We start from the raw sequence: 22,951 nt of genomic DNA on the forward strand, positions 1-22,951 counted from the left end.
CGAGAGGAAAGGAGCGGATGGCATGAGCGGTAAAGTTCAATCGGCCTTCATATCTCTAGAGCAATTGAAGCGCAACTTCGCCGAGGTTAAGGCGGGCATGAGGCCGAAGGAAGCGATGGAAGAATCGAATCGATGTTTGTACTGTTACGATGCGCCATGTATTAAGGCATGCCCAACCGGCATCAATATCCCCTCTTTTATCAAAAAAATCGCCTCAGGCAATATGCTCGGGTCGGCACGGGCCATTATGGATGCGAATCCGGTAGGAGCTACCTGCTCGCGGGTATGTCCGACAGAGGAGCTCTGCGAAGGCGCATGTGTCCTTAATCATTCCTCGAAGCCAATTATGATCGGCGACCTGCAGCGTTATGCGACCGATTGGGCGATCCGCAATGAACAGGTGCTGTTCTCGGCCGGGCGCAGCAACGGCATGACGGCAGCCATTATCGGCGGCGGACCTGCGGGGCTGTCGGCGGCGCGGGAGCTTGCGCGGTTCGGCTTCGCCGTTACGATCTTCGAAGCGAAGGAGCAGGCTGGAGGGCTCGATACGTATGGCATCGTATCGTTCCGTCTGCCGCAAAACATATCGCTTTGGGAAGTCGAACAAGTGAAGCAGCTTGGCGTCGATATACGGACGAATACGAAGGTTGGCRTCGATATTAGCGCCGAGCAGCTGCTCGAACAATTTGATGCCGTTGTACTTGCAATCGGAATGTCTAAAGTACCTATGCTAGGCATCGAGGGCGAAGGCTTGAACGGAGTTTATGATGCTATCGATTTCGTAGAGGCAACTAAGACGGGACTATCGGCAGAGTTCGCAGGCAAGAAGGTAGCGGTTATCGGAGCGGGCAATACGGCTATTGATGCGGCGACTTGCTCTGTCCGGCTTGGCGCGGATGATGTTAAGATCGTCTATCGGCGAACGAGCGCGGAGATGACCGCTTACGACTTCGAGTTCGAGTTCGCAAAGCAGGACGGCGTATCGTTCAAATGGTTGACCGCGCCTACACGCATCGCCGCTGGACAGAACGGCGAGGTCAAGGCGCTTGAATGCATCGAAATGAGGCTTGAGGAGGATGCAACCGGCGGGCGAGCAAAGCCTGTACCGATAGAAGGTTCGGCTTTCTCCATGGAAGTCGATGTCGTTATTAAGGCAATCGGACAGACTCGGCACTTGCCGCTCATTGAGCAGTTAGGGATCGCTCATAAACGAGGCGTCGTAACGGTTGATGCCGCAACGCATCAAACGTCCAATCCGCAAGTTTATGCGGCAGGAGATGTCGTATTCGGCGAAGGGCAGCAGGGCGATGCAATGGTCGTATCCGCAGCGCAGCAAGGGAAGCTCGCCGCTTATTCGATATACAATTCGCTCTGTGCGAGGAGGGAACGCTATGGCTGATCTCAGCATTAATCTGGCAGGCATCAAGTCTCCGAATCCGTTCTGGCTGGCATCCGCGCCGCCGACGAATACCGGCTATCAGGTACAGCGCGCTTTCGAAGCGGGCTGGGGAGGCGCGGTATGGAAGACGCTTGGCGATCCGATCATTAATACGTCGTCGCGCTTCGCTGCAGTTCACTTCAACGGCCAGCGTGTAGCGGGCTTCAACAATATCGAGCTTATTACGGATCGTCCGCTAGAGATCAATTTGAAGGAAATCTATGAGACCAAGAAACGGTTTCCGAATCATGCGCTCGTCGTATCGCTAATGGTTGAACCGAAGCGGGAGAAATGGCATGAAATCGTGAAGAAGGTCGAAGCGATCGGCGTTGACGGACTGGAGCTGAACTTCGGCTGTCCGCATGGGATGGCGGAGCGCGGCATGGGCTCGGCTTCCGGTCAGCAGCCGGACCTTGTTGAAGCGCAGACGATGTGGGCCAAGGAAGCGGCACAGACGCCGGTTATTGTGAAGCTGACCCCGAACATTACCGATATTACGGCTACGGCGAAGGCGGCAGCAAGAGGCGGGGCGGATGCGATATCGCTTATTAATACGATCAATTCGCTTGCAGGCGTAGATATCGATACATGGAATACGATCCCGCATGTCGCAGGCAAAGGAGCGCATGGCGGGTATTGCGGTCCGGCAGTGAAGCCGATCGCGCTCAACATGGTCGCGGAATGCGCCCGCAATCCGCAGGTTGGTATTCCTATATCAGGCATCGGCGGTGTATCCAACTGGCGCGATGCAGTTGAATTTCTGCTAATGGGCGCAACGGGCGTACAAGTCTGTACGGCAGCCATGCATCACRGCTTCAGCATCGTCGAGGATATGATTGACGGATTAAACAATTATTTGGATGGCAAAGGCCTTGCTTCCGTTACCGAGCTGATTGGCAAGTCGGTTCAGCGCTTCTCGGACTGGGGCGACCTTGATCTGAATTATGCAGTTGTGGCGCGTATTGAGGAAGAGAATTGCATCGTATGCAACAAATGCCATATTGCTTGCGAGGATGCTTCGCATCAATGTATTGAGCGTCATACCGATGAGAATGGTGTCGCGTATCTGAAAGTACGTGAAGAGGATTGCGTCGGCTGCAATCTATGCTCGATCGTTTGTCCAGTCGAAGGTGCGATCACGATGGTCGAGGTGCCGTCTTCGGAAATGCCGATGAGCTGGAATGAGCGGCAGAAGGCGATTAGCGCCCTTAACGGCAGCAGTAAGGATGATGCGGACGGCTCGAGCGCAAAGGAGGCGGTATAGAAGATGACTTCCAAATGGATTAAAGGCGGAACGATCGTTACGGCGGCTGACACTTATCGCGCCGATCTACTTATTAAGAACGGAATTATCGCGAAGATTGGGCTTGATCTGTCTGCCGAGGCGGCGACGGAAAGCGCCGAAGCTGTCGATGCATCCGGTAAGCTCGTATTCCCGGGGGGAGTAGATCCGCATACGCATCTCGATATGCCGTTCGGCGGTACGGTGACGGCGGATGACTTCGCGACAGGGACGCGGGCGGCCGCATTCGGCGGAACGACGACGGTCATTGACTTCTGTCTTACGGCCAAAGGCAAACCGCTTGCCGATTCGATCGCGGCATGGCATCGCAAAGCGGCCGGCAAGGCGGCTATCGATTACGGCTTCCATCTGATGATCGGCGAGATCAATGATGAGGTGCTGGCGGAGCTGCCGGCTGTGGTGAAGGAAGAAGGCATTACTTCGCTTAAAGTATTTATGGCTTATAAGAACGTATTCCAGGCCGATGACGGGACGCTGTTCCGCACGTTGCTGGCGGCCAAGGAGCTTGGCGCCATGGTGATGGTGCATGCGGAGAACGGCGATGTCATCGATTTTCTTATTCGCCAAGCTTTGGAGGCCGGACAGACGGATCCGATCTATCATGCGCGTACGAGGCCGTCTGTTATTGAGGGCGAAGCAACGGGCCGGGCAGCGAATCTTGCAGCGCTTGCCGGAGCGAGATTGTATGTGGTGCATGTGACTTGTGAGGAAGCGGTGCGTCAGATTGCGGAAGCGAGAAGCCGCGGTGTCGACGTATGGGGGGAGACTTGCCCGCAATACTTGACGCTCGACGAATCGTACCTGGCACAGCCGGGTTTCGAAGGAGCGAAGTATGTATGGTCGCCGCCGCTGCGCGAGTCGAGGCACCAAGAGGTGTTATGGAATGCATTGAAGAGCGGCCAGCTGCAGACGATCGGCTCAGATCATTGCTCGTTCAATTATGACGGACAGAAGGATCTTGGACTTGGCGACTTTAGCAAAATACCGAACGGCGGCCCGGTTATCGAGGACCGCTTCTCCATTTTGTACTCGGAAGGGGTAGCGAAAGGACGCATTACACTGAATGAATTCGTTGAGATGGTATCGACGCGTAACGCCAAGCTGTTCGGACTGTTCCCGCAGAAGGGGACGATTGCCGTAGGCAGCGATGCGGATGTCGTTATTTTCGACCCATTGGTGGAAAGGTCGCTGTCCGTGCAGACACATCATATGAATGTGGACTATAACCCGTTCGAAGGCATGCAGGTAACCGGCGTTCCGGTAAGCGTACTGTCCAAAGGCGAATACGTCATTCGCGATAGGCAATTCGTAGGCGAGCTTGGTAGCGGACGTTACTTGAAGAGATCGCCTTATCGCAGCGTGGGGGAATCCTTTCATCGATCCGCTGCTAACACCGAAGCATAAGTAAAGTCCAGGAGGAGGTGTACGCGTATTGTCGGCATATGAGCAATATATGGAAGAGAAGCTGAGGATCGACAATTTCATTGAGCGCCGCTACAAAATTAAAGCAGTGACGGAGGATCTGAGCGGTTCGACGGTGCATATGGAGCATCCCGGGGGTGAACAGACCGTCGTCCAAATCTTGACGGCAGATGCCAGGAAATACCTCGTTAATGTTGTGATTAAGCAGATGAGCGTCTCTTAATTAACCGACCCATGAATGTATTCATATGCGCGAAGGGCAAGCTCGATTGTCAACCTTTTCTCATGATCGCTTGCGAAGTCGCTGCCAAGCAGCGTCTCCAGCCTTTCTAACCTATGATAAAGCGTTTGGCGGGCAATGAGCAGCGCTTTGGCCGTTTCCTGCTTGGAGCCTGACAGTGACAAGTAGACGGAAAGCGTTCGCAGAAGATGACCGTTGCGTTCTTTGTCGCTAGCAGCGACAGGCTCGATATATTGCTCGGCAAGCGCGTGAAGCGTTCCAGCTTTCTTGAGCGCATACATCACTTTGTGCAAATGCAAGTCTTGATAGAAAGGCGAGGCTAGCGGGCCTACATCTCTCTGAATAGTGAGCATTTCTTTGGCGGTATCATAGCTTTCATGGAGCCGGCTCAGCTTGGTCATGTAACAGCCGATGGATAGACGAGGTGCGAAAAGCGCTGGCTCTTGTAGCTGCTCCGTTCGCCGTACCCGATCAATGGCGCGCAGAAGCCGCTCCCTATGCTTAATCTCACCAAGCTGGTCAATGACAATGAAGACGATCTGATCGTGGTGAAGCAGCGGCAGCAGCACATAACCTTCTCCTTCGAAGATCGCCCGCGCGACCATATGTTTCTGAATAAGCAATGCCCCGTCTTCCTTCTCGGCTTCGCGCCTCGTCTCGGCATCGAGATCAAATAGGCAGACGGTTGCTCCGCCTAGCTTGGCTGTCGGTTTCAAGGTCTGAATATAATCAAGAACCTCTTGCTCGGTGTGTTTTCCGCTTAGCCAGTCAACAGCCCATAAATCCTCCTTAAGCCTGCGGCGTTCCTCCATATATTTGGTACGCATCATTTCCTGGGCAATGGCAGTGGCGCAGCGGTCGAGCACTAAAATTTGAAACTCGCTCAGCTCGGTTTTGCCTTGGAGCAGCAAGTCCGCAAACAAATGGTCGAGCGCTAGAATCGGCCGATGTGCGATGGTTTGCTTCTGCTCCGCATTAGCGAACATTTTACCGTAGATCCATTGCTCATAGAAGATTCCGGCTTTGGCACGAGGCATATGCGGCACGAACTGCGCTTCCGCTCCGAGCGGGAAGAAAGCAACTTGGGCACCGGTCGTCTGATGAAGGAGCCGAAGCAGCGACATCATCCCCTTGCCGGACAACAGCAATTGGTTAAGCTCGGTGGACAGCAGTTCGAGCCGTGACACCATCTGATGATGCTGGTTAATGAAGTAGGCGTGCAAATCTTGCGTTATATCGATATAACGGACTTCCTCGTGAAAAAAAATAAGCGGGAAATGCTCGCTCTCCGCGAGCTGCTTCATCCTCTCGATGGGTTGCTTCGCATAAGTGCCAAGCTCGATGCATAAGCCTGAAGCGCCGCTATCGATTAGCTGACGGAGGAAGGAGACACTGAGCTCCTCATCGTCACGCCAACCGATGCCTGTACTCAGAATGAGTTCATGTCCGTTCAGCAAATGGCCAACCTGCGTAACTTCCATAATATGCACCCACCGGACGGAGCGCTGTAGGGCTTCGGGGCTGGCGATGGCTTCCGCTCTAGTGAATATAGGCCGTTTCAAAATGTCCCCTACGGTCATTTGCAGCATCGTGTTGACCATCGGCCTTCACCGCCCTTCTATTATTTTTGGAAAAGTCTGAAAGTTTAATTGTGTTTTCAATAGTATACTAAATGTCTTTTTCGAATGGAAAACTTTTATTCGCTGCCCGGACAACTTCTTGGGCGAGAATAGCTAAGGTCAGGGCTGGCGAGAGCGGACAAGAGGATAACTTGCAGCTTAGGAGATGAGAGAGATGGCCATAGAGTCGGTATCCGATCCCCTTACGGAACAGAACCGGTTGCGTAACTTCGTTAATGGCGCTTGGATCGAATCGGAAGGTAGGCAGATAGAGCCGGTGTACAATCCTGCGACCGGTGAGACGATCGCTTATGTGCCAATGTCAGTTCAATCCGACGTGGAGGAAGCTGTGCGGGCGGCGGAGCAAGCGTTTCCTGGATGGAGCAAGACGCCGGTGCCGCGCCGAGCGCGCATCCTGTTCCGTTACTGGCAGCTGCTGCAGCAGCACTCCGAGGAGTTAGCCGAAATCATAACGACGGAGAATGGCAAAAGCTACAAGGAAGCGCTGGGCGAGGTGCAGCGCGGCATTGAAAACGTTGAATTCGCTGCAGGAGCTCCAACGCATATGATGGGGCGGACACTGGCTAATATCGCCACAGATCTGGATTCGGAGCTGTTCCGCGTGCCGGTTGGCGTTGTATCCGGCATTACACCGTTCAACTTCCCCATGATGGTGCCATGCTGGATGTTCCCGCTGGCTATAGCGCTTGGCAATACATTCGTGCTGAAGCCTTCGGAGCGAACGCCGCTGACAGCGAACCGGCTTGTGGAGCTTTTCCACGAAGCGGGACTGCCGGAGGGCGTCCTTAATATCGTGCACGGCGGTCGGGAGGTCGTTAATGGTCTGACGGGCAGCCCGGCCGTTAAGGCGGTATCATTCGTGGGTTCGCAGCCAGTCGCCAAGTACGTCTATGAGCGTTCGTCTTCCTTCGGTAAGAGGGTTCAGGCGCTGGCTGGCGCCAAAAACATGCATATCGTCATGCCGGACGCCCATATTCCCAAGACGGTCGAGAACATAATCGCCTCTTCCTTCGGCAGCGCGGGTGAGCGGTGTATGGCCTGTTCGGCTGTTGTCGTCGTTGGAGACGGAGAAGCATTCATGACCGCGCTGCTCGCTGCGGCTTCCGAGATGGTGATCGGCAACGGTCTGAGGGAGGACGTCACGCTAACGCCCGTCATCCGTAAGGAGCATCAAATGCGAATTGAAGCTTATATTGTCCAGGGCGAAGCGGAGGGAGCGAAGCTGCTGCTCGACGGACGCATAGCGGAGGCATGCGGATTGGAAGGCTTCTTTCTTGGTCCTACGTTGTTCGATGAGGTTAAGCCGGATATGACGATCGCGAAGGAGGAAATCTTTGGTCCGGTGCTGTCTGTTCTGCGGGCATCGAGCCTAGATGATGCAATTGGAATTGTGAACAGCTCACGGTTCGGCAACTCGGCAGTCATATACACCGAGAATGCGAAGGCAGTTAGACAATTTCGAGAGGAGGCCGAAGCGGGGATGCTGGGGGTTAACGTTGGCGTGCCTGCCCCAATGGCTTTTTTCCCATTCTCGGGCTGGAAGGATTCCTTCTATGGCGATTTGCATGCGAACGGCGGAGACGGCATTGAATTTTATACGAAGAAAAAAATGATAACTTCGCGGTATTTCTAAGTTTTGATGACTGAGTGGAAAGATTGCGGGAGAGGAGGACTTCGGCATGGAAATCGGCATTCCTAAAGAAGTGAAAAACGGGGAAAATAGGGTCGCAATCGCTCCCAGCGGCGTTCACGAATTTATTCGTCTCGGACATCAAGTGTTCATTGAACGGGATGCCGGTTTGGGGGCGGGCATCTCGGACGAACAATTTGCAACTGCTGGCGCTGTCATAGTGCCTTCTGCTCCCGATGCTTGGTGCAGGGAGCTTGTTCTGAAGGTGAAGGAACCGACGCAAGCGGAATATGCGTATTTCCATGAGAAGCTGATGCTGTTCACGTATTTGCATTTGGCGGCCGAGCCTGTTCTGACGGAAGCGCTTGTAAGGGAGAAGGTAACGGCGATTGCCTATGAGACGGTGCAGCTTGCCAGCGGAGGACTGCCTCTTCTGACGCCAATGAGCGATATAGCCGGCAGAATGGCTGCCCAGCTTGGAGCTCATTTTCTTGAGAAACCGCAGGGCGGCAAAGGACTGCTGCTTGGCGGGGTTCCTGGTGTTCGCAAAGGAAAAGTGGTCATTATCGGAGGAGGCGTGGTCGGGACGGGAGCGGCTCAGATCGCACTTGGTCTCGGCGCGGAGGTGACGATTCTCGATACCGATATGAACCGGCTTCGTTATTTGGACGAGAGGTTCAGCGGAAGATTGCGGACTTTAGCATCGGGCGTTAGGCAAGTTGCGGATTCAGTAACAGATGCTGATCTCGTTATAGGAGCTGTTCTTATTCCCGGGGCACGCGCTCCTAAGCTGGTGGGCGAGGAGGTCGTCCGCGCAATGGGCAATGGTTCGGTCATCGTTGATGTCGCGATTGACCAAGGCGGCATCTTCGAAACGATAGACCAAATAACGACGCATGATGATCCTGTATTTGAGAGGCACGGCGTGCTCCATTATGCGGTGGCCAACATGCCAGGCTCGGTGCCGAGGACGGCAACGGCGGCGCTGACGAACGCTACGCTGCCATATGCGCTTGAGCTTGCAACAAAAGGCGCGAGAGCGGCTCTGCTAGGCAATGCCGCTCTCGGTCTCGGAGTGAATACGATGTCTGGCCGCATTACTTATGAAGCGGTAGCAAATGCGCATGGATTATCGTATACTGCGCTTGGTCAATGTCTGGAATCGGTATCGGCATAGCGCAGACATTCGGTTTATAACACTTCGTTCCGTTTCACCAGCATGCGATAGAGAATAATCGACGCGATCGAGCACAATAACGCACAAGCGCCGATGAACAAATAACCCGCTTGGAGGCCAGCGATGAGACTGGCCTCTTCGTCATGTCCGGAAGCGAACAGCCGCTTGATCCAGTCAATGATCGCACCAATGGCGAAGTTTCCGATGACGCTGGCAATGCCCATTAGCGTGACCGTGAATGTAATGGCCGTATCGGCGTTGTTCTTGTATCTGCGAGCGAGCAGCGCCATAACGGTCGGATAGATCGGCGCAATGCCTACGCCAGCGAGCGCGAACAGAACGGCGCCCTGCTCGCCTACGATAATAGCGGCGACTGAGCATAGGCCGGAGACGGCGGATAAATAAATAAGCGCCTTCGTGTAACCGATCTTGTCCGTAACAGGTCCGAGAAAGAGTCGGGCCAGCATGAAGCATAGGAAGAAGGCTGACAGCATGCGGGCAGCCGCGTCGTTGCTCCATCCGTATGCCTTCTCAAGAAAGTTGACGAGCCAGCCGCCGACGGCAAGCTCCGATATAACGCCAAGCGAGAGAACGATAACAATCAACCAAGCAATGGGATCTTTCATATATTGCCGAAGGGAGATTCGTTCCTCCTGCTTGCTCTCTTCAGCAGGGAACTTGGCGATAAACGCGGGCAGCATCGGAAGAACGGACAACGCAAGCATAAGCGCGTACATCCCGCGCCAACCGAGCTCCGATCCGAACAACGAAACACCCATAAGAGAGGCGGCGAGCATCGGTGCGATCATCGAGCTGAGCCCGTAGAAGAAGTGGGAGAGATTCATCATCGTTCCGGTGTTTTTGACAAAAATGCGCGCGGCTAGCAAGGCGAGACCAATTTCCAGTATCCCGTTGCCGATATACATGAGAAAATAAGACACGGATAAAGCGGTGTAATTAGACGCGATATAGATAAAGATGCCGGATACCGCCATGGAGCCGAGCGCAAGCATCGTCGTCAGCTTCATGCCCGCCTTGCGGGACAGCCAGCCGGTGAAGCTGCAGGCGAGCAGATAGCCTAGGGAGTTGAAGGCAAGCAGCATGCCGATCTGAAACTCGTCTAATGCGAGGTCGCTTTGCATTTTGGGGAGCGCGGGACCCTTAATATTTTCAGAGAAACCGAACACAAGGAAACCGCCGAATACGACGATTAATAATAGAATGTAGTTTTTGCGTAGGGATGATGTATTTTCTCGTTCTAGTTGCAAGCGGAAAACCTCCAAGAAAGTTACTATAATGAGACGATTGTTGTCTTCGGCGCAGCTATGCTGCACGCAAAATATCGCCTTGTTCACTCTATCGCGAATAGATCGGGATGGCAAGCCGCAGACTATGCGATTCATAGATTAGAATGGTAAAATAACGGATAGAAATAGGCGGAAGCATGTCGAACCGCGGGGAAAGGTAGGTTGCTAGACATGAAATTTTTTCACACGGCGGATTGGCATTTGGGCAAGCTTGTCCAAGGCGTATATATGACGGAGGATCAGCGGCATGTGCTTGAGCAGCTGCTGCAAGCGATTGAGAATGAAAGGCCCGATGCGGTAGTGATAGCAGGCGATCTGTATGACCGGGCTGTCCCCCCGACAGAAGCGGTTGAGCTGTTGGACGAGCTGCTGGAGCGCATTGTTATCGATCTGAATACGCCGGTTATCGCCATCTCAGGMAATCATGACAGCCCCGACCGGATCGACTTCGGGACGAAGCTGATGGCAGGCCGCGGCCTGTATTTGGTTGGGCAGATGAAGCGGGAGCTAGAGCCGATCGTCTTAAGCGATGAATTCGGCGAGGTGCATTTCCACCTTATCCCTTATGCGGATCCCGCACAGGTTCGCCATCTGCTCGGAGATGAAACGATTCGCTCGCATGATGATGCGATGAAGGCGATAACGGCAAGGATTGCCGAAACGATGGATGCATCGGCGCGTCATGTGCTCGTTGGACATGCCTTTATTACGCCGACCGGGGCGCATGAGAACAATACAAGCGATTCAGAACGTCCGCTAGCCATCGGCGGAGCGGAGCATGTGAGCGCCGCTCACTTTGCGAAGTTTCAATATACGGCGCTCGGCCATTTGCACCAAGCCCATTATGTGCTGAACGATACGATTCGATATGCGGGTTCTCCGCTCAAATATTCGATTTCCGAAGAAAGTCATGCCAAAGGGTATTTGGTCGTCGAGATGGATGGCGGCGGCAAAGTGGCAGTAGAGAAGCGCGAGCTTGCGCCGCTGCGAGACATGCGCAGAATTACCGCTTCAATAGAAGAAATAGAAACGCATAGCGTGAACGAGGATTATGTGTTCGTAACGCTGCTTAACGATAATCCGGTGCTCTTCCCGATGGAGAAAGTAAGGGCGGTTTACCCGAATGCGCTTCATGTGGAGCGCCGCATGGCTAGTTTATCCACACTTCGCAATGGGCAGGAAGAGGGAGAACAACGAGGCAGGCGCGAGGCCGATCCGATCGAGCTGTTCGCCGCTTTCTACCAGGAGGTTAAGGGCGAGCCGCTCTCGGATAAGAAGCAGCAGCTGTTCGCTGACACATTCGCAGCACTGCTGCGCGAGGAGGGGGGAGCTGTATGAGACCGCTGAAGCTAACGATGACGGCCTTCGGGCCATACCGCGACGTGGAGACGATCGATTTCAGCCTGCTGCAGGACCAGAGGCTGTTCGTCATCTCAGGCAACACAGGCGCGGGCAAAACTACGATATTTGACGCGATCTGCTTCGCCGTCTACGGCTCGGCAAGCGGTGAGGATCGTTCCGATATGCGCATGCTGCGCAGTCAATTCGCCGATGAGGACACGCATACGGCGGTGGAGTTCGATTTTGCCATTGGCCGCAAAGCTTATCGTGTATTCAGGCAGATGAAGCATCGCAAGGGCGCGAACAAAAGTGAAACCGGCGAGAAAACCGAGCTGTATGAGCTTACGGAGGACGGCATTGCAACGCCAATTGTTGACCGCTTTATCTCTACGGAAGTGAATACGAAGCTGTTGTCGATTGTAGGACTGACGAAAGAGCAGTTCAGTCAGATCGTGATGCTGCCGCAGGGCGAATTCCGCAAGCTGTTAACGTCGGATACGGACAACAAAGAGGATATTTTGCGTCGAATATTCCAAACGGAGCTGTATGAGAAGCTCGAAGCGAAGTTCTATGCGATGAACAGGGAGCTGCAAGAGCAGCTCAAGGAAACGCGAGCGGGAGCTGCCGCATATATGAAGCAAGCGGAGGAGGCATTGCCGCAGCGCGAGGGAAGTCAACTTGCGCTGACGCTGGCGCAGGAGTCGTACAATGCTTTGCAAATAACTGATGCGTTGGAGCAGGAGGCCGCTTATTACGAGCAGCTGTCGGCGGATGCGCAGCAGCGCAAAGCGGAGTTGTCGGACCGCATCGAGCTTCGCCAAAGCGCGTTGAACGATGCGCTGGCGCTCAATCAGCGGCATGATGCGCTAGCTAAGCTCCGGGAGCAAGAGCGGCAATCCGAAGCGGAGCGGCCTGCATTCGAGGCGCGGGAGAAGCGTCTCGCTCTTGCCGAGAAGGCGGCGAAGCTGACGCCGTACGAGGAGCAGGCAACGCGCGCGAAGGCGGATAGCGAAGCAAAGCACGGTCAGCTGGACAGCCGTCGCGAGAGGCTTGCGGCGGTGGAACGCTCAGCGGCGGCTGCGGAGGAGCGGTTTGCGGCCGAAGCAGCGAAGGAAGAGCAGCGCCGCGAGGCGGAGCGCGAGCTTCATAAGCTGACAGAGCTTGCGCCGCTAGTTCGCTCGCTTGCGAGCCAGCAGCAGACGCTAGATCGGCTGCAGCAGGAGGAGCAGGGCGCTGCTGCCAAGCATGCGGCGGCCGAAGCCGCGCTTGCCGAGCAGCGGGAGCGTAAGCAAGGGATGCAGCTGGCGCTGCAGAAGCTAAGCGCGAATGCGGGCTTGCTCGCCAACAAGTTAACCGAGCTGTCGCAAGTTCAACAGCAGGGCAAGCAATTGACGCAGATGATCGAGCTGGATAAGGAGCTGCTGCGTATCTCGCAGCTCGAGCGCGAAAATAGGAATACGATGCTGCAAGCGAAGTCGGAGTATGATCGGCTGGAACAGCTGTGGATTGAAGGTCAGGCCGGTATGCTTGCGGTTCATCTGCATGACGGCAAGCCTTGTCCGGTATGCGGCAGCGAGTCGCATCCGGCCAAGCAGGCCGTCGCTGAGGATGTGCCTTCACGCGAGCAGTTGCAGCAGGCAAAGGAGCAGCTCTCGGCTATCGAAGGCGAGCTTCACTCGTCAAGAGCGCAAGCGGCGGCAGCCAAATCCACTCGTAACAGCAACGCTGAAGAGCTTGCGGCTTCAGGCATGGAGATTGTAAAGCTGGAGGAGCAGCAAGCACAGCTTCGCAAGCGGTGGCGCGAGCTTAAGGATGAGACGGATGAGCTGCAGAAGCAGGCGCAGGAACAGCAGAAGCTGGGCGAGCAGCTGCATCAGCTTGAGCAGGAGCTGGATAAGCGTCAAGCGGACAAGGAACGTCTGCAGCAGCATTGGCAGCAGCTTATAATTGAGCGGACGAAGCAGCAATCGCTGCTCGAGCAGGAGCTTGAAAGAATCCCGGCTGCACTTCGCTCGGAGGAGCGGATGACGGCTAAGCTTGCTGAGCAGCAGAAGCTTGCCGCGACGCTTGCGCTGGCTTGGAAGACCGCACAGGAGCAGCGACAGCAGCAAGCTTCTTTGTTGGCGGAAGCGAAGGCGCATGCAGAGCAGGCTGTTGTGCAGGTTGAAGAATCGAAGCTGCGTCTGCAAGAGTTCGAGGCGCGGTTAACGGAAGAGCTTGCGAATGCGGGTTTCGCAGATGCAGCTGAATACCGAGCTGCGGCCATGAACGCGGTCGATCGTGATGCGCTGAGATTGCAGCTGGAGACGTATCGATCGGCCTTTCAACTGCTTGCACAGCAGATTATGCAGCTTGAACAAGAGCTGCTGGACAAGCCGCGTATCGATGCTGAAGGTTTGCAAGCCGAGCTGGCCGGCATGAGGGACGAACTGGAGCGCTTAATTGCAGCCTCGCAGACGCTGCTGCATAATGAGCAAGAGGCGCGACGGCTGGCAGCATTGATTAAGCGGGCTGCCGAGCGGGTTAAGACGCATGAAGCGAAGCTGGCTGAAGTATTCGATCTTTATCAGATGCTCAAGGGCGATAACGCTCTGAAAATATCGTTCGAACGTTATATTCTGATCGAGTATTTAGAGCAAATCCTGCTTGCGGCTAATGCACGGCTCGCGGAGCTGTCGAACGGGCAGTTCCTGCTGGAGCGCAGCGACCGGCTAGAGAAGAGCGGCAAGCAGAGCGGTCTCGGGCTTGATGTGTATGATGCTTATACGGGGCAAAATCGCGATGTAAAAACGTTGTCCGGCGGCGAAAAGTTTAATGCTTCCTTATGTCTTGCGCTCGGTATGACGGACGTCATTCAGTCGCATCAAGGCGGCGTCACGATCGAAATGATGTTCATCGACGAGGGCTTCGGCTCCTTAGACGAGGAGTCGCTGGGCAAGGCAATCCATGCGTTAGTGGATTTGCAGAAGGCGGGGCGGATGATTGGCGTTATCTCCCACGTGCAGGAGCTAAAGGATGCGTTCCCAGCCCGGCTTGAGGTGCAGAAGACGAAGGAAGGTTATAGCCGAACGAAGATTGTTGTGAAGTGAAGCTTAAAAAAAGTCTGCCTCATGAAGTTCCCGACCGGGCACTTAAGCGGCAGACTCTTTAGGGCTTGTAACGATTAGCCGACTCCGCCGGAAGTAGCTCCCATGGCGATGCCTATGATAAAGAGAGCGATCGCGCCTACAATCAGCAAGCCGTTAAGCACGAGCCCGATAATCGCGAACGCTTTGCGGCGGTTTTTGGCGAATATGCCGATGAAAGCAAGAATCGCGCCTACAAGCGCAACGCCTATTGAACCGAACATGCAGATCATAATCAGCACGAGTACTCCAAGAATGTCACCGCCGAGCGTCTCAATGTCTTCCGGTGTAACTACGCCGTTACGTGCATTCACTTCTTCGACAAATTCAATGAATTGGGCGGAGTTTGACGTTGCAAGGACGAAGGTGATGATGATAAGCAAGACGGCAACTAAAGCGATGATGAAGGAAGCGATGCCAAGCTTCGATTGCTTTAACGGCCCGGTTTCATTCGAGTTGTCGTCCGAAAATCGCGGAGCTGTCGAATAAGGAGAATATGCGTTATCTCTCGGTTGATCCGAGATTGGTCGTTCCGCCGTATCCTTCGACAAGTCGGGCGGATGGTTGTTTTCGTTATTCAATACGGGTCAGCTCCTTGTAATAGGGTTAACGTTATGATATTAAAAATCACAATTACGGTAAAATTATACACAACAACGAAAGGGTTGAAAACATAATGTTTCCAAAATATTTTGTAATAGGTGCAATTAACGCAGCTCTATCCATCGCATTAGGCGCGTTCGGCGCACACGGTCTTGAAGATAAAGTGAGTGAGCATCTCATAGAAGTATTCGAAACAGGGGCGCGATACCATATGTACGGAGCGCTAGGATTAATGCTGATTTCATTGCTGGCCAAATTTATTGACGGCGGCAAACTGCTGCTGAATGGGGCAAGATTCATTTTTGCCGGCATTATTTTGTTCAGCGGAAGCCTATACGTCATGACGCTTACGGATATTAGCAAGCTCGGTATGATCACGCCGCTCGGTGGGGCAGCGATGCTAATTGGGTGGGTATGCGTTATCATTTCCGCAATAAAATTTGGACGAAAATAATGAAATAAATATAGTGATTCGACAAGAATCGCCGTTATCCAACATTAATCCGGTTGTCATTAGTAAATATTTCTATACCGCAGCGACTTCATCGTTTATAATAAAGCTAACACTCACTTGACTCGAACAAGAGGAAGGAAGTTGGTGCGTGACGAGACGGATGGATAATAGAACTAATAGACGAACCCGCCGAACGTTAGGTGAGCCGCTTAGCGGCCCTTGGACGATAAGTATCGTATTAACTTTACTCGCTGCGGTCTGGATCGTCGTTTCCTTTATATTAATTAATMCGATGTATCGATGGTCTGCTTCAGCTATCGCTGCGTCATTATTAGTTACCGCAATTATTATCTATATACGTCGAAGACAATCATTCAGCTTCAATAATTATCATACAGCAATCGTGGAGACGCTGCTTCGTTCCGAGGCAATTCCGCTTGCTGTGCTGGATCGAAGCGGAACGGTTATAGAGATGAACGAAGCGTCGAGCAGTACGCTTGGCTATTCTCGCAACGAATTGCTTGGCGAGCCTCTCGAGCGCCTTGTAGAGCCAGCCAGCCGGCAGGTGCTTCAGGAAACGTTCCAGCAGGCGTTGCTTGGCGAGGCGAAGCAGACGAACATTAATATTACGCATCGTTCTGGCTTCCCGCTTGAGCTGCAGATCGTGTGCACGCCTATGATAAGGGATGAAGAAGTGATCGGAACGGTTATGATCATCCATGATCTAAGCGATCGGAAGCGGAATGTCGAGCGAATACGATATATGGCCTATTATGACGATATGACGGGCTTGCCGAATCGGACTCTGTTCCAGATGAAGCTGACGGAGAGCATAAGCCGTGCAGTCGAGGAAGAGCGAATCGTTGGCATCTGTTATTTGGACTTGGATCGGTTCAAGCTTGTGAATGCTTCATTCGGCCGAGAGTTTGGCGATATACTGCTCATGCAGGTTGCCGAGAGACTTAACCGCGGCATGTCAGAATCCGATTTCGCTGGCCGTATGGAAGGCGATGAGTTCGCGCTTCTATTCCATAACGTTAACTCCGAGCAGCATCTTCTAGAGCTGTCGCGCGATGTGCTTAAATCCATTGAGGAGCCGTACGAGCTTAGAGGATTCCCGTTACATATTACGGCAAGCATCGGTTCCGTTACGAACCGAAATGTAGAAGATGATGCATATACGCTAATTAAGAAAGCGGATATGGCTCTTGTAAGAGTGAAGGAAAGCGGTAAGAATGATTGCCTGCTTTACTCTGAGACTTGGAGCAACTCTTCATTCGAGCGGTTGACGCTGCAGCATGAGATGTACCGTGCGATTCAGCGCAGCGAATTTATTCTTCATTATCAGCCGCAGTATGATCTCGTATCCGGAGCCATGGTCGGCGTTGAGGCGCTCGTCCGTTGGAAGCATCCCGTCAAAGGAATGATTCCGCCAGGCAGCTTCATTCCTCTAGCAGAGGAAAGCGGCATGATCGTCCAGATCGGAGATTGGGTGCTTGAGGAAGCATGTCGACAAAACAAAGCATGGCAAGACGCAGGTTTAACGCCAATACCGGTATCCGTCAATCTATCCATAAGACAATTCGTTCAGAACGATCTGGCAAGCAAGGTAGCCGCTGTGCTTAAGAAGACGGGACTGGACTCCAAGTATTTGGATCTCGAGATTACAGAATCGATGACGATGGATGTCAGCCATGTATCGCGCTGTCTGCTTGATTTGACCGAGATGGGCGTCGGCATTAGCGTAGACGACTTCGGAACAGGGTATAGCTCCTTCCATTACTTAAAGAACTTCCCGATCGATCGGMTTAAGATCGACCGTTCCTTTGTAAGAGACATTCAGCAGGATCCGAGCGACGCCGAGATCGTTGCAGCGATCATTGCAATGGCGCATAACTTGAACATCCAAGTAATCGCTGAAGGCGTTGAGACAGAGGCGCAGATGGAATTCCTTCGCAAACATAATTGCGATGAGATGCAAGGCTACTTCTGGAGCCCGCCGGTATCCAGTGACAACATTGAGCAGATGCTAGCCGCAAGCTAGCACGTTCTTATGACAAATCCCCGTACAAGGGCTGCATACGCAGCGCGATGTACGGGGATTTGTTTTTTTCTACGAGAATTAAGCTTGCTCCTTATAATCTTCAATCTCATTTAATCGGAACGTATAGACTTGCTTCTCATCGACATGGTAGACAGTAATTAAGTTCTCACTCTCGTTCATGTTGAGTATTCGGCAAGGAATATTAAGCGTGATGCCAAGTCCTTTGTTGACGACGAGTCGGATGAGGGAGTTGTTCTTAATGATTTGTTTAATACGCTCAAGCCCGTAATTAACGCTTTCAGAATTAGTTATCGGAGGCATGCTCTTCGGCTTCTCCTGGAGTGGGAGCTGAATCGGTATCGACTGCTGCGTTGTCGAAGCTGCTTTGCGTTCCTCGAGCATTTGTCCAAGCTGAATGCCGGATTGGACCTTATAATCGAGGAACTCTCCATTATTGAGTTGACGCAACAGCTGTTCGAGCGCTTCGCCGTTCGTCGTTCCCTCTACAAGTACTTCAATTTGGAAAATGAAGGATGATTTATCAGTGGATGTAAGTGGTTTTTTCATAAACCCTCCGTACGAAAATGATATCTCTAATATACCACCAAATCGATCGTTCATGTAGTCATAAAATGAGCATTTATCGGGTGGCTCTCGCTTGCAAGATGCATATAATGTGGATGCAGACTTATGCCTCTAAAGACGTGGATGAAGGGGGTGGATCCAGTATGATGCGAATGATTCCATTTACGCTCGAAAATGGCGAAACCGTGCTTGGCGTTGAAGTTAATTTGCCCAAAACAAACCTGCTCGCAATAACGACAGATAAAGGATATATCATGTGCGGCGCGCTTGATGTCGCGCTATTGAACGAACGATTGAAAACCCGAGAAATCATTGCAGGCCGCGCTGTCGGCGTTCGAACATTGGAAGAGCTGATGGAAGCGCCGCTCGAATCTGTAACGTTCACGGCCGAGAAGCTCGGGATCGTTGCCGGTATGAAAGGATCGGATGCACTCCGTCTTATGCTGTAATTAAACATATTTGGCCTTATTGATGAAGAAAACCCCGGCACGCTCGTACCCATCGAAGGGAGGGAAAGCGAACCGGGGTTGTTTGTTCTCACGCTTGTTCGAACAGTTTGCGCAAATTGTCACCGTACGGAGCCTGAATGATACCCTTCTCGGTAATAATCGCAGTTACATATTCATTAGGCGTAACGTCGAAGGCTGGATTGTAAACTTTGACCCCTTTCGGAGCCGTGCGTTTACCGAAGCCTTCTGTAATTTCCTCGGCGTTGCGCTCTTCGATTGGAATCTCAGCGCCCGTAGGCGTGTTCAGATCAATCGTCGACAACGGGCAAGCGACATAGAACGGAATGCCATGCGCCTTCGCCAGTACAGCTACGCTGTATGTGCCGATTTTGTTGGCTACGTCGCCGTTGGCAGCTACGCGGTCTGTACCGACGATGACGGCGTCGACCCAGCCTTTGGCCATGATCATGCCGGCCATATTATCGCAGATAAGCGTTACATCAACGCCTGCTTGCTGAAGCTCGAATGCGGTAAGGCGGGCGCCCTGCAGAACGGGGCGAGTCTCGTCGGCGAATACGCGAAGCGTAATGCCTTTCTCAAGAGCTAAATAGAATGGAGCAAGCGCCGTGCCGTACTTGGCAGTTGCAAGTCCACCTGCGTTGCAGTGCGTCAGTACGCCCATGTCGTCTTTGAACAAAGAGAGTGCATGCTCGCCGATCAGTCGGTTCGTCTCCTCGTCTTCACTCTGAATCGCGATGGCTTCTGTCAACAGCGCTTCCTTGCATGCAGCAAGCGAAAGCTCTTGACCGGCGAATGCTGCCGCAGCAGCTTTCATGCGATCAAGCGCCCAGAATAGATTGACTGCCGTAGGACGGGAAGTTGCAAGGTATTCAGCTTCCTTATTAACGGCAGCGAGCCAAGTCTGAACGGAGTCCGCATCACGGCTGCCGAGCACTACCCCGTAAGCAGCGCTTATGCCGATAGCTGGCGCACCGCGTACTTTAAGGTGACGGATCGCTTCCCATACGTCCTCTGATGTTGTAAGCGGCAGATACACGATTTCTTCAGGCAACAGACGTTGATCGAGCAAATCAAGCCGATCCTCTGTCCATATAACGGATTGCAAAGCTGTATTTGTAGTCATGCTGTTAATTCCTCTCTGCTTCTTTCATTTGTTTGCGGCAGTTAGCGCGGCATCAATAGCTTGTTCGATCGATTGCGTCTGACGGTTGCCGCGAATTAGCGTTGTGCCGATTGCCAGCGCAAGGCGCTGCGCTTTCTCGCGAGTAGTATTATTCGGTATACGATCAATATCGGCTACATGCGCAAGACCTACGATACGGCRAACCATCTTGCAGCCAGCGAAGCCGACGGCGTCCTGAAGGAGCCGGTTCATATAATAATCTTGATAGCCTGTTGCGGAATTAGCAAGTCTGTCGACGCCATTCTCATTCCACAAGGCACGGAACTTCGACTCGAACTGATTCCAAATATCGATGATGGAGGTAATTAAATATTGGCGGTAGTCTGCACGTTCAGCTTCATCGGACAACCAATGCTCTTGTCCGGCATAGTTGAGCAGCAGATTCGCGATGACAGCGCCGACATCGAAGCCGACTGGACCATAATAAGCGAATTCCGGATCGATGACCTTCGTTGATTCAGGAGTTACGAATATACTGCCTGTATGCAGATCGCCATGCAGCAGTGCTTGAGCGTTCGTTAGGAACTTGTCACGCAGGATCGCGACTTCCAAATGAAGCTCGCTATCCTTCGTCAGCCCTTCTGCGGCGTCGGCAATTGCAGGATCGAAGCTGTTGTTGGACGATACGGTATAAGGATCGTCGAATATGAGGTCTTCCGTTATTTTGCACAAATCCGGATTAATAAACGACTTCACCTGATTTTTCTTATCTTGTTGATTCATACCGAGATCCGATGTGAAAAATAAGGTGCGAGCCATGAACGTCGAAATATCGTCAGCGAACTTCGGATATCGCGTACCGTTGATTAAGCCTTGACGCATAATAACATGATCGCTTAGATCTTCCATGATTGTAAGTGCGAGATCAGAATCGTATTTATACACGGTCGGCACGAGTCCCGGAGCAAGCTTCGCCTCGAGGATAAGCTTCTCGCTCTCGATGCGCGCTCTGTCCAGCGTGAGCGGCCATGATTCGCCTACGACCTTGGCATACGGCAGCGCTTGCTTCATAATGAGGCTTTTGCCGCTGACGCTATCGGTAATGTGAAAGACAAGATTCAAGTTGCCGTCGCCAATCTCGCGGCAGCTAAGTTCTGCTTCCTGTGGAAAAAAGCCTTCAATCGAACGGGATATCTGAATCGCTTCTTGTTCATTTAAAGGGTGATATGCAGACATGGCTGTCCACCTCCGAATATAGGTTTATAAGGTCAAGCATAAATGCCAAGTAATCATCTCCACATAGTATATAGGATATTATTTCGCCATGGAATACCTACCTTTGATATAATAGTGTCAAATCTAGAGCAGACAGGTGGATGATGGATAATGACAGAGAGCAATGAGCTGCAGCCGGTCGCCCTCAAGGAATGGGCCGTATCGGTGAAGGCATTGGCCGAGGGAGAGCAAATCATCGTGATGCGCAAAGGCGGAATCGTGGAAGAAACTCGCGACTTTCAGCTGATCAGCCCAAGCTTCTACTTAATGCCCGCATACGAGCATCAGAAGAAGCATTTGCTGAAGCCAGGGTATGAAGAGCAGTTGGACGAGACCTTGAAGGACTGGACTCCGGAGATGGAGACGATTACTCTTGAAGCTTACGCAGAAGTTGCGGAGGACATCGAGATAACGGATCAAGAAACGTTGAATAAGCTGCGCGATTTTCACATATGGACGGACGGCTTTGCCGAAGAACGGCTGAAGTGGAAGAAGACGAAACCGCTGCATCTTCTGATTATGCGCGTCTACAAGCTGGATGAGCCGCTTAAACTTCCGATGCAGCCTGCTTATAATGGGTGCAAATCTTGGGTAAAACTGGAGGGGAACGCCGAGCTCCGTCCTGCTTCGATGAAACCGGTCGTAGACGATGACAAGTTCCAGTCGGAATTGGATCAAATAAGGGCCGCTTTAGCATAGGTTCGACAAAAAAATATGCGAAGTCACGCTCGATGGCTAACTTACGTTGATTTATAACTAAAATTATATTAAAATGATTATTGAGAATCAGTGAGAATCACTCTATAATAGACAGGCTTGTCTTTTTACGGAAGTGACTACACAATTGTAACGGCTGTTGCCGTCCTTAAGCGGCATAGGCTTTCGTTTCGCGGTGAAATGTAGGAGTAAGTTTAAGAGTCAAACTTATGCTTTCCTATATTTTCAAATAAACCAACCTTGGAGGGGTAAAGATATTATGGCAACGCATTTTGTCATCGACGGCTTGAAAGCTGAGATCGAAGGAAAAGAAATTTTGAAAGGCATTAACCTTGAGATCAAAGGTGGAGAAATCCACGCGATCATGGGTCCTAACGGAACAGGTAAAAGTACATTGGCGTCCGCTCTTATGGGACATCCTAAATATGAAGTAACTGGCGGCTCTGCTACGCTTGACGGCGAAGATCTGCTTGAAATGGGCGTTGACGAGCGCGCTCTTGCGGGCTTGTTCCTCGCTATGCAATACCCTAGCGAAATTCCAGGCGTTACGAATTCCGATTTCTTGCGCAGCGCGCTTAACGCGCGTCTTGGCGAAGGAAACGAAATTTCGCTCATTAAGTTCATTCGCAAAATGGAAGGCAAAATGAAAGAACTCGAAATGAATCCCGAGTTCGCTCACCGTTACTTGAACGAAGGTTTCTCCGGCGGCGAGAAAAAACGTAACGAAATTTTGCAAATGATGCTGCTTGATCCGAAGATCGTCGTACTTGACGAAATTGACTCCGGTCTTGATATCGATGCTCTTCGCATCGTTTCGAACGGCGTGAACGCAATGCGTTCCGAAGATCGCGGTTTCTTGATCATCACTCACTATCAGCGCCTGCTTAACTACATCAAACCTGATTTCGTTCACGTTATGATGCAAGGCCGCATCGTTAAATCCGGCGGTCCTGAGCTTGCTGAGCGTTTGGAGAACGAAGGTTATGATTGGGTTAAAGAAGAACTTGGCATTGTTGACGAAACTGTAGGCCAGGCTTAAGCGGAGAAGGGGGCAAA

19 protein-coding genes are annotated in these 22,951 nt (G+C 52.4%); 13 read left to right on the forward strand and 6 right to left on the reverse strand.

Translation table 11 applies throughout. The annotated features are described in order from the left end of the window. Positions 1 to 22: 22 nt before the first annotated feature. Genes AB4Z33_RS14690 through AB4Z33_RS14705 form a run of 4 tightly spaced genes read left to right on the forward strand, consistent with a single transcriptional unit; the run spans position 23 to position 4,386 of the window. On the forward strand, positions 23 to 1,399 hold the full coding sequence (locus AB4Z33_RS14690) for an NAD(P)-dependent oxidoreductase (protein ID WP_442050612.1): 1,377 nt from the start codon (positions 23 to 25) through the stop codon (positions 1,397 to 1,399). Beyond that, positions 1,392 to 2,702, forward strand: coding sequence for an NAD-dependent dihydropyrimidine dehydrogenase subunit PreA (gene preA / locus AB4Z33_RS14695; RefSeq protein WP_442050613.1), 1,311 nt, complete (start codon positions 1,392 to 1,394; stop codon positions 2,700 to 2,702). The genes AB4Z33_RS14690 and preA overlap by 8 nt, the downstream gene beginning before the upstream one ends. Positions 2,703 to 2,705: 3 nt before the next feature. Further along, positions 2,706 to 4,145, forward strand: coding sequence for a dihydropyrimidinase (gene hydA, locus AB4Z33_RS14700; RefSeq protein ID WP_442050614.1), 1,440 nt, complete (start codon positions 2,706 to 2,708; stop codon positions 4,143 to 4,145). Between the two features lie 28 nt (positions 4,146 to 4,173). Next, positions 4,174 to 4,386: a hypothetical protein gene (locus AB4Z33_RS14705; protein WP_442050615.1), complete on the forward strand. Its 213-nt coding sequence runs from the start codon at positions 4,174 to 4,176 to the stop codon at positions 4,384 to 4,386. Here the strand turns inward: AB4Z33_RS14705 and AB4Z33_RS14710 are convergent. Next, entirely contained in the window at positions 4,383 to 6,005 is a 1,623-nt protein-coding gene (locus AB4Z33_RS14710; protein WP_442050616.1) for a PucR family transcriptional regulator, read from the reverse strand. The genes AB4Z33_RS14705 and AB4Z33_RS14710 overlap by 4 nt on opposite strands. Before the next feature lie 193 nt (positions 6,006 to 6,198). Here AB4Z33_RS14710 and AB4Z33_RS14715 point away from each other — a divergent pair, with 193 nt between their 5' ends. Both AB4Z33_RS14715 and ald read left to right on the forward strand, forming a co-directional pair. Then, positions 6,199 to 7,677: a CoA-acylating methylmalonate-semialdehyde dehydrogenase gene (locus AB4Z33_RS14715; protein WP_442050617.1), complete on the forward strand. Its 1,479-nt coding sequence runs from the start codon at positions 6,199 to 6,201 to the stop codon at positions 7,675 to 7,677. Between the two features lie 46 nt (positions 7,678 to 7,723). After that, entirely contained in the window at positions 7,724 to 8,851 is a 1,128-nt protein-coding gene (gene ald, locus AB4Z33_RS14720) for an alanine dehydrogenase (protein ID WP_442050618.1), read from the forward strand. Between the two features lie 14 nt (positions 8,852 to 8,865). Here the strand turns inward: ald and AB4Z33_RS14725 are convergent, their stop codons facing one another. Further along, on the reverse strand, positions 8,866 to 10,119 hold the full coding sequence (locus tag AB4Z33_RS14725; protein ID WP_442050619.1) for an MFS transporter: 1,254 nt from the start codon (positions 10,117 to 10,119) through the stop codon (positions 8,866 to 8,868). Between the two features lie 210 nt (positions 10,120 to 10,329). On the opposite strand from AB4Z33_RS14725, the gene AB4Z33_RS14730 reads away from it, so the two are divergent. Further along, positions 10,330 to 11,496 (forward strand): exonuclease SbcCD subunit D, encoded by a 1,167-nt coding sequence (locus tag AB4Z33_RS14730; RefSeq protein WP_442050620.1) that lies wholly within the window; start codon positions 10,330 to 10,332, stop codon positions 11,494 to 11,496. Continuing rightward, positions 11,493 to 14,588 carry an AAA family ATPase gene (locus AB4Z33_RS14735; RefSeq protein WP_442050621.1) on the forward strand — a complete coding sequence of 1,032 codons (3,096 nt, stop codon included), beginning with the start codon at positions 11,493 to 11,495 and terminating at the stop codon, positions 14,586 to 14,588. The genes AB4Z33_RS14730 and AB4Z33_RS14735 overlap by 4 nt, the downstream gene beginning before the upstream one ends. A gap of 74 nt (positions 14,589 to 14,662) precedes the next feature. Here AB4Z33_RS14735 and AB4Z33_RS14740 read toward each other — a convergent pair whose 3' ends face one another. After that, entirely contained in the window at positions 14,663 to 15,205 is a 543-nt protein-coding gene (locus tag AB4Z33_RS14740) for a hypothetical protein (RefSeq protein WP_442050622.1), read from the reverse strand. Between the two features lie 95 nt (positions 15,206 to 15,300). On the opposite strand from AB4Z33_RS14740, the gene AB4Z33_RS14745 reads away from it, so the two are divergent. Together AB4Z33_RS14745 and AB4Z33_RS14750 are read left to right on the forward strand one after the other, a co-directional pair. Then, positions 15,301 to 15,681 (forward strand): DUF423 domain-containing protein, encoded by a 381-nt coding sequence (locus AB4Z33_RS14745; RefSeq protein ID WP_442050623.1) that lies wholly within the window; start codon positions 15,301 to 15,303, stop codon positions 15,679 to 15,681. Between the two features lie 160 nt (positions 15,682 to 15,841). Further along, a complete protein-coding gene (locus AB4Z33_RS14750) occupies positions 15,842 to 17,725 on the forward strand; it encodes a putative bifunctional diguanylate cyclase/phosphodiesterase (protein ID WP_442050624.1) in 1,884 nt (627 codons plus the stop codon). A gap of 78 nt (positions 17,726 to 17,803) precedes the next feature. Here the strand turns inward: AB4Z33_RS14750 and AB4Z33_RS14755 are convergent, their stop codons facing one another. Continuing rightward, positions 17,804 to 18,292 carry a hypothetical protein gene (locus tag AB4Z33_RS14755; protein WP_442050625.1) on the reverse strand — a complete coding sequence of 163 codons (489 nt, stop codon included), beginning with the start codon at positions 18,290 to 18,292 and terminating at the stop codon, positions 17,804 to 17,806. Between the two features lie 161 nt (positions 18,293 to 18,453). Between AB4Z33_RS14755 and AB4Z33_RS14760 the strand changes: the two genes are divergently transcribed. Then, positions 18,454 to 18,759 (forward strand): YunC family protein, encoded by a 306-nt coding sequence (locus AB4Z33_RS14760; RefSeq protein ID WP_337098967.1) that lies wholly within the window; start codon positions 18,454 to 18,456, stop codon positions 18,757 to 18,759. 88 nt (positions 18,760 to 18,847) lie between these two features. On the opposite strand, the gene mtnA is transcribed toward AB4Z33_RS14760, so the two are convergent. After that, entirely contained in the window at positions 18,848 to 19,903 is a 1,056-nt protein-coding gene (mtnA, locus tag AB4Z33_RS14765; RefSeq protein ID WP_442050626.1) for an S-methyl-5-thioribose-1-phosphate isomerase, read from the reverse strand. Positions 19,904 to 19,927: 24 nt separating this feature from the next. Further along, complete coding sequence (mtnK, locus tag AB4Z33_RS14770; protein WP_442050627.1) at positions 19,928 to 21,139, reverse strand: S-methyl-5-thioribose kinase; 1,212 nt, start codon at positions 21,137 to 21,139, stop codon at positions 19,928 to 19,930. A 150-nt stretch (positions 21,140 to 21,289) separates the two neighbouring features. On the opposite strand from mtnK, the gene AB4Z33_RS14775 reads away from it, so the two are divergent. Together AB4Z33_RS14775 and sufC are read left to right on the forward strand one after the other, a co-directional pair. After that, a complete protein-coding gene (locus AB4Z33_RS14775) occupies positions 21,290 to 21,877 on the forward strand; it encodes a DUF1802 family protein (protein WP_442050628.1) in 588 nt (195 codons plus the stop codon). 277 nt (positions 21,878 to 22,154) lie between these two features. Next, complete coding sequence (gene sufC / locus AB4Z33_RS14780) at positions 22,155 to 22,934, forward strand: Fe-S cluster assembly ATPase SufC (protein ID WP_307205760.1); 780 nt, start codon at positions 22,155 to 22,157, stop codon at positions 22,932 to 22,934. The last annotated feature ends 17 nt before the right edge of the window (positions 22,935 to 22,951 follow it).

Source organism: Paenibacillus sp. 2TAB19, from assembly GCF_052115185.1.
Taxonomy (GTDB): domain Bacteria; phylum Bacillota; class Bacilli; order Paenibacillales; family Paenibacillaceae; genus Pristimantibacillus.

What these genes read in the sequence shown, in the direction of transcription:
- hydA (WP_442050614.1), top strand. Translation starts at nt 2,706, where the DNA reads ATGACTTCCAAATGGATTAAAGGCGGAACGATCGTTACGGCGGCTGAC.
- AB4Z33_RS14710 (WP_442050616.1), bottom strand. Translation starts at nt 6,005, where the DNA reads ATGGTCAACACGATGCTGCAAATGACCGTAGGGGACATTTTGAAACGG.
- AB4Z33_RS14715 (WP_442050617.1), top strand. Translation starts at nt 6,199, where the DNA reads ATGGCCATAGAGTCGGTATCCGATCCCCTTACGGAACAGAACCGGTTG.
- ald (WP_442050618.1), top strand. Translation starts at nt 7,724, where the DNA reads ATGGAAATCGGCATTCCTAAAGAAGTGAAAAACGGGGAAAATAGGGTC.
- AB4Z33_RS14735 (WP_442050621.1), top strand. Translation starts at nt 11,493, where the DNA reads ATGAGACCGCTGAAGCTAACGATGACGGCCTTCGGGCCATACCGCGAC.
- AB4Z33_RS14745 (WP_442050623.1), top strand. Translation starts at nt 15,301, where the DNA reads ATGTTTCCAAAATATTTTGTAATAGGTGCAATTAACGCAGCTCTATCC.
- AB4Z33_RS14755 (WP_442050625.1), bottom strand. Translation starts at nt 18,292, where the DNA reads ATGAAAAAACCACTTACATCCACTGATAAATCATCCTTCATTTTCCAA.
- AB4Z33_RS14760 (WP_337098967.1), top strand. Translation starts at nt 18,454, where the DNA reads ATGATGCGAATGATTCCATTTACGCTCGAAAATGGCGAAACCGTGCTT.
- mtnA (WP_442050626.1), bottom strand. Translation starts at nt 19,903, where the DNA reads ATGACTACAAATACAGCTTTGCAATCCGTTATATGGACAGAGGATCGG.
- AB4Z33_RS14775 (WP_442050628.1), top strand. Translation starts at nt 21,290, where the DNA reads ATGACAGAGAGCAATGAGCTGCAGCCGGTCGCCCTCAAGGAATGGGCC.
- sufC (WP_307205760.1), top strand. Translation starts at nt 22,155, where the DNA reads ATGGCAACGCATTTTGTCATCGACGGCTTGAAAGCTGAGATCGAAGGA.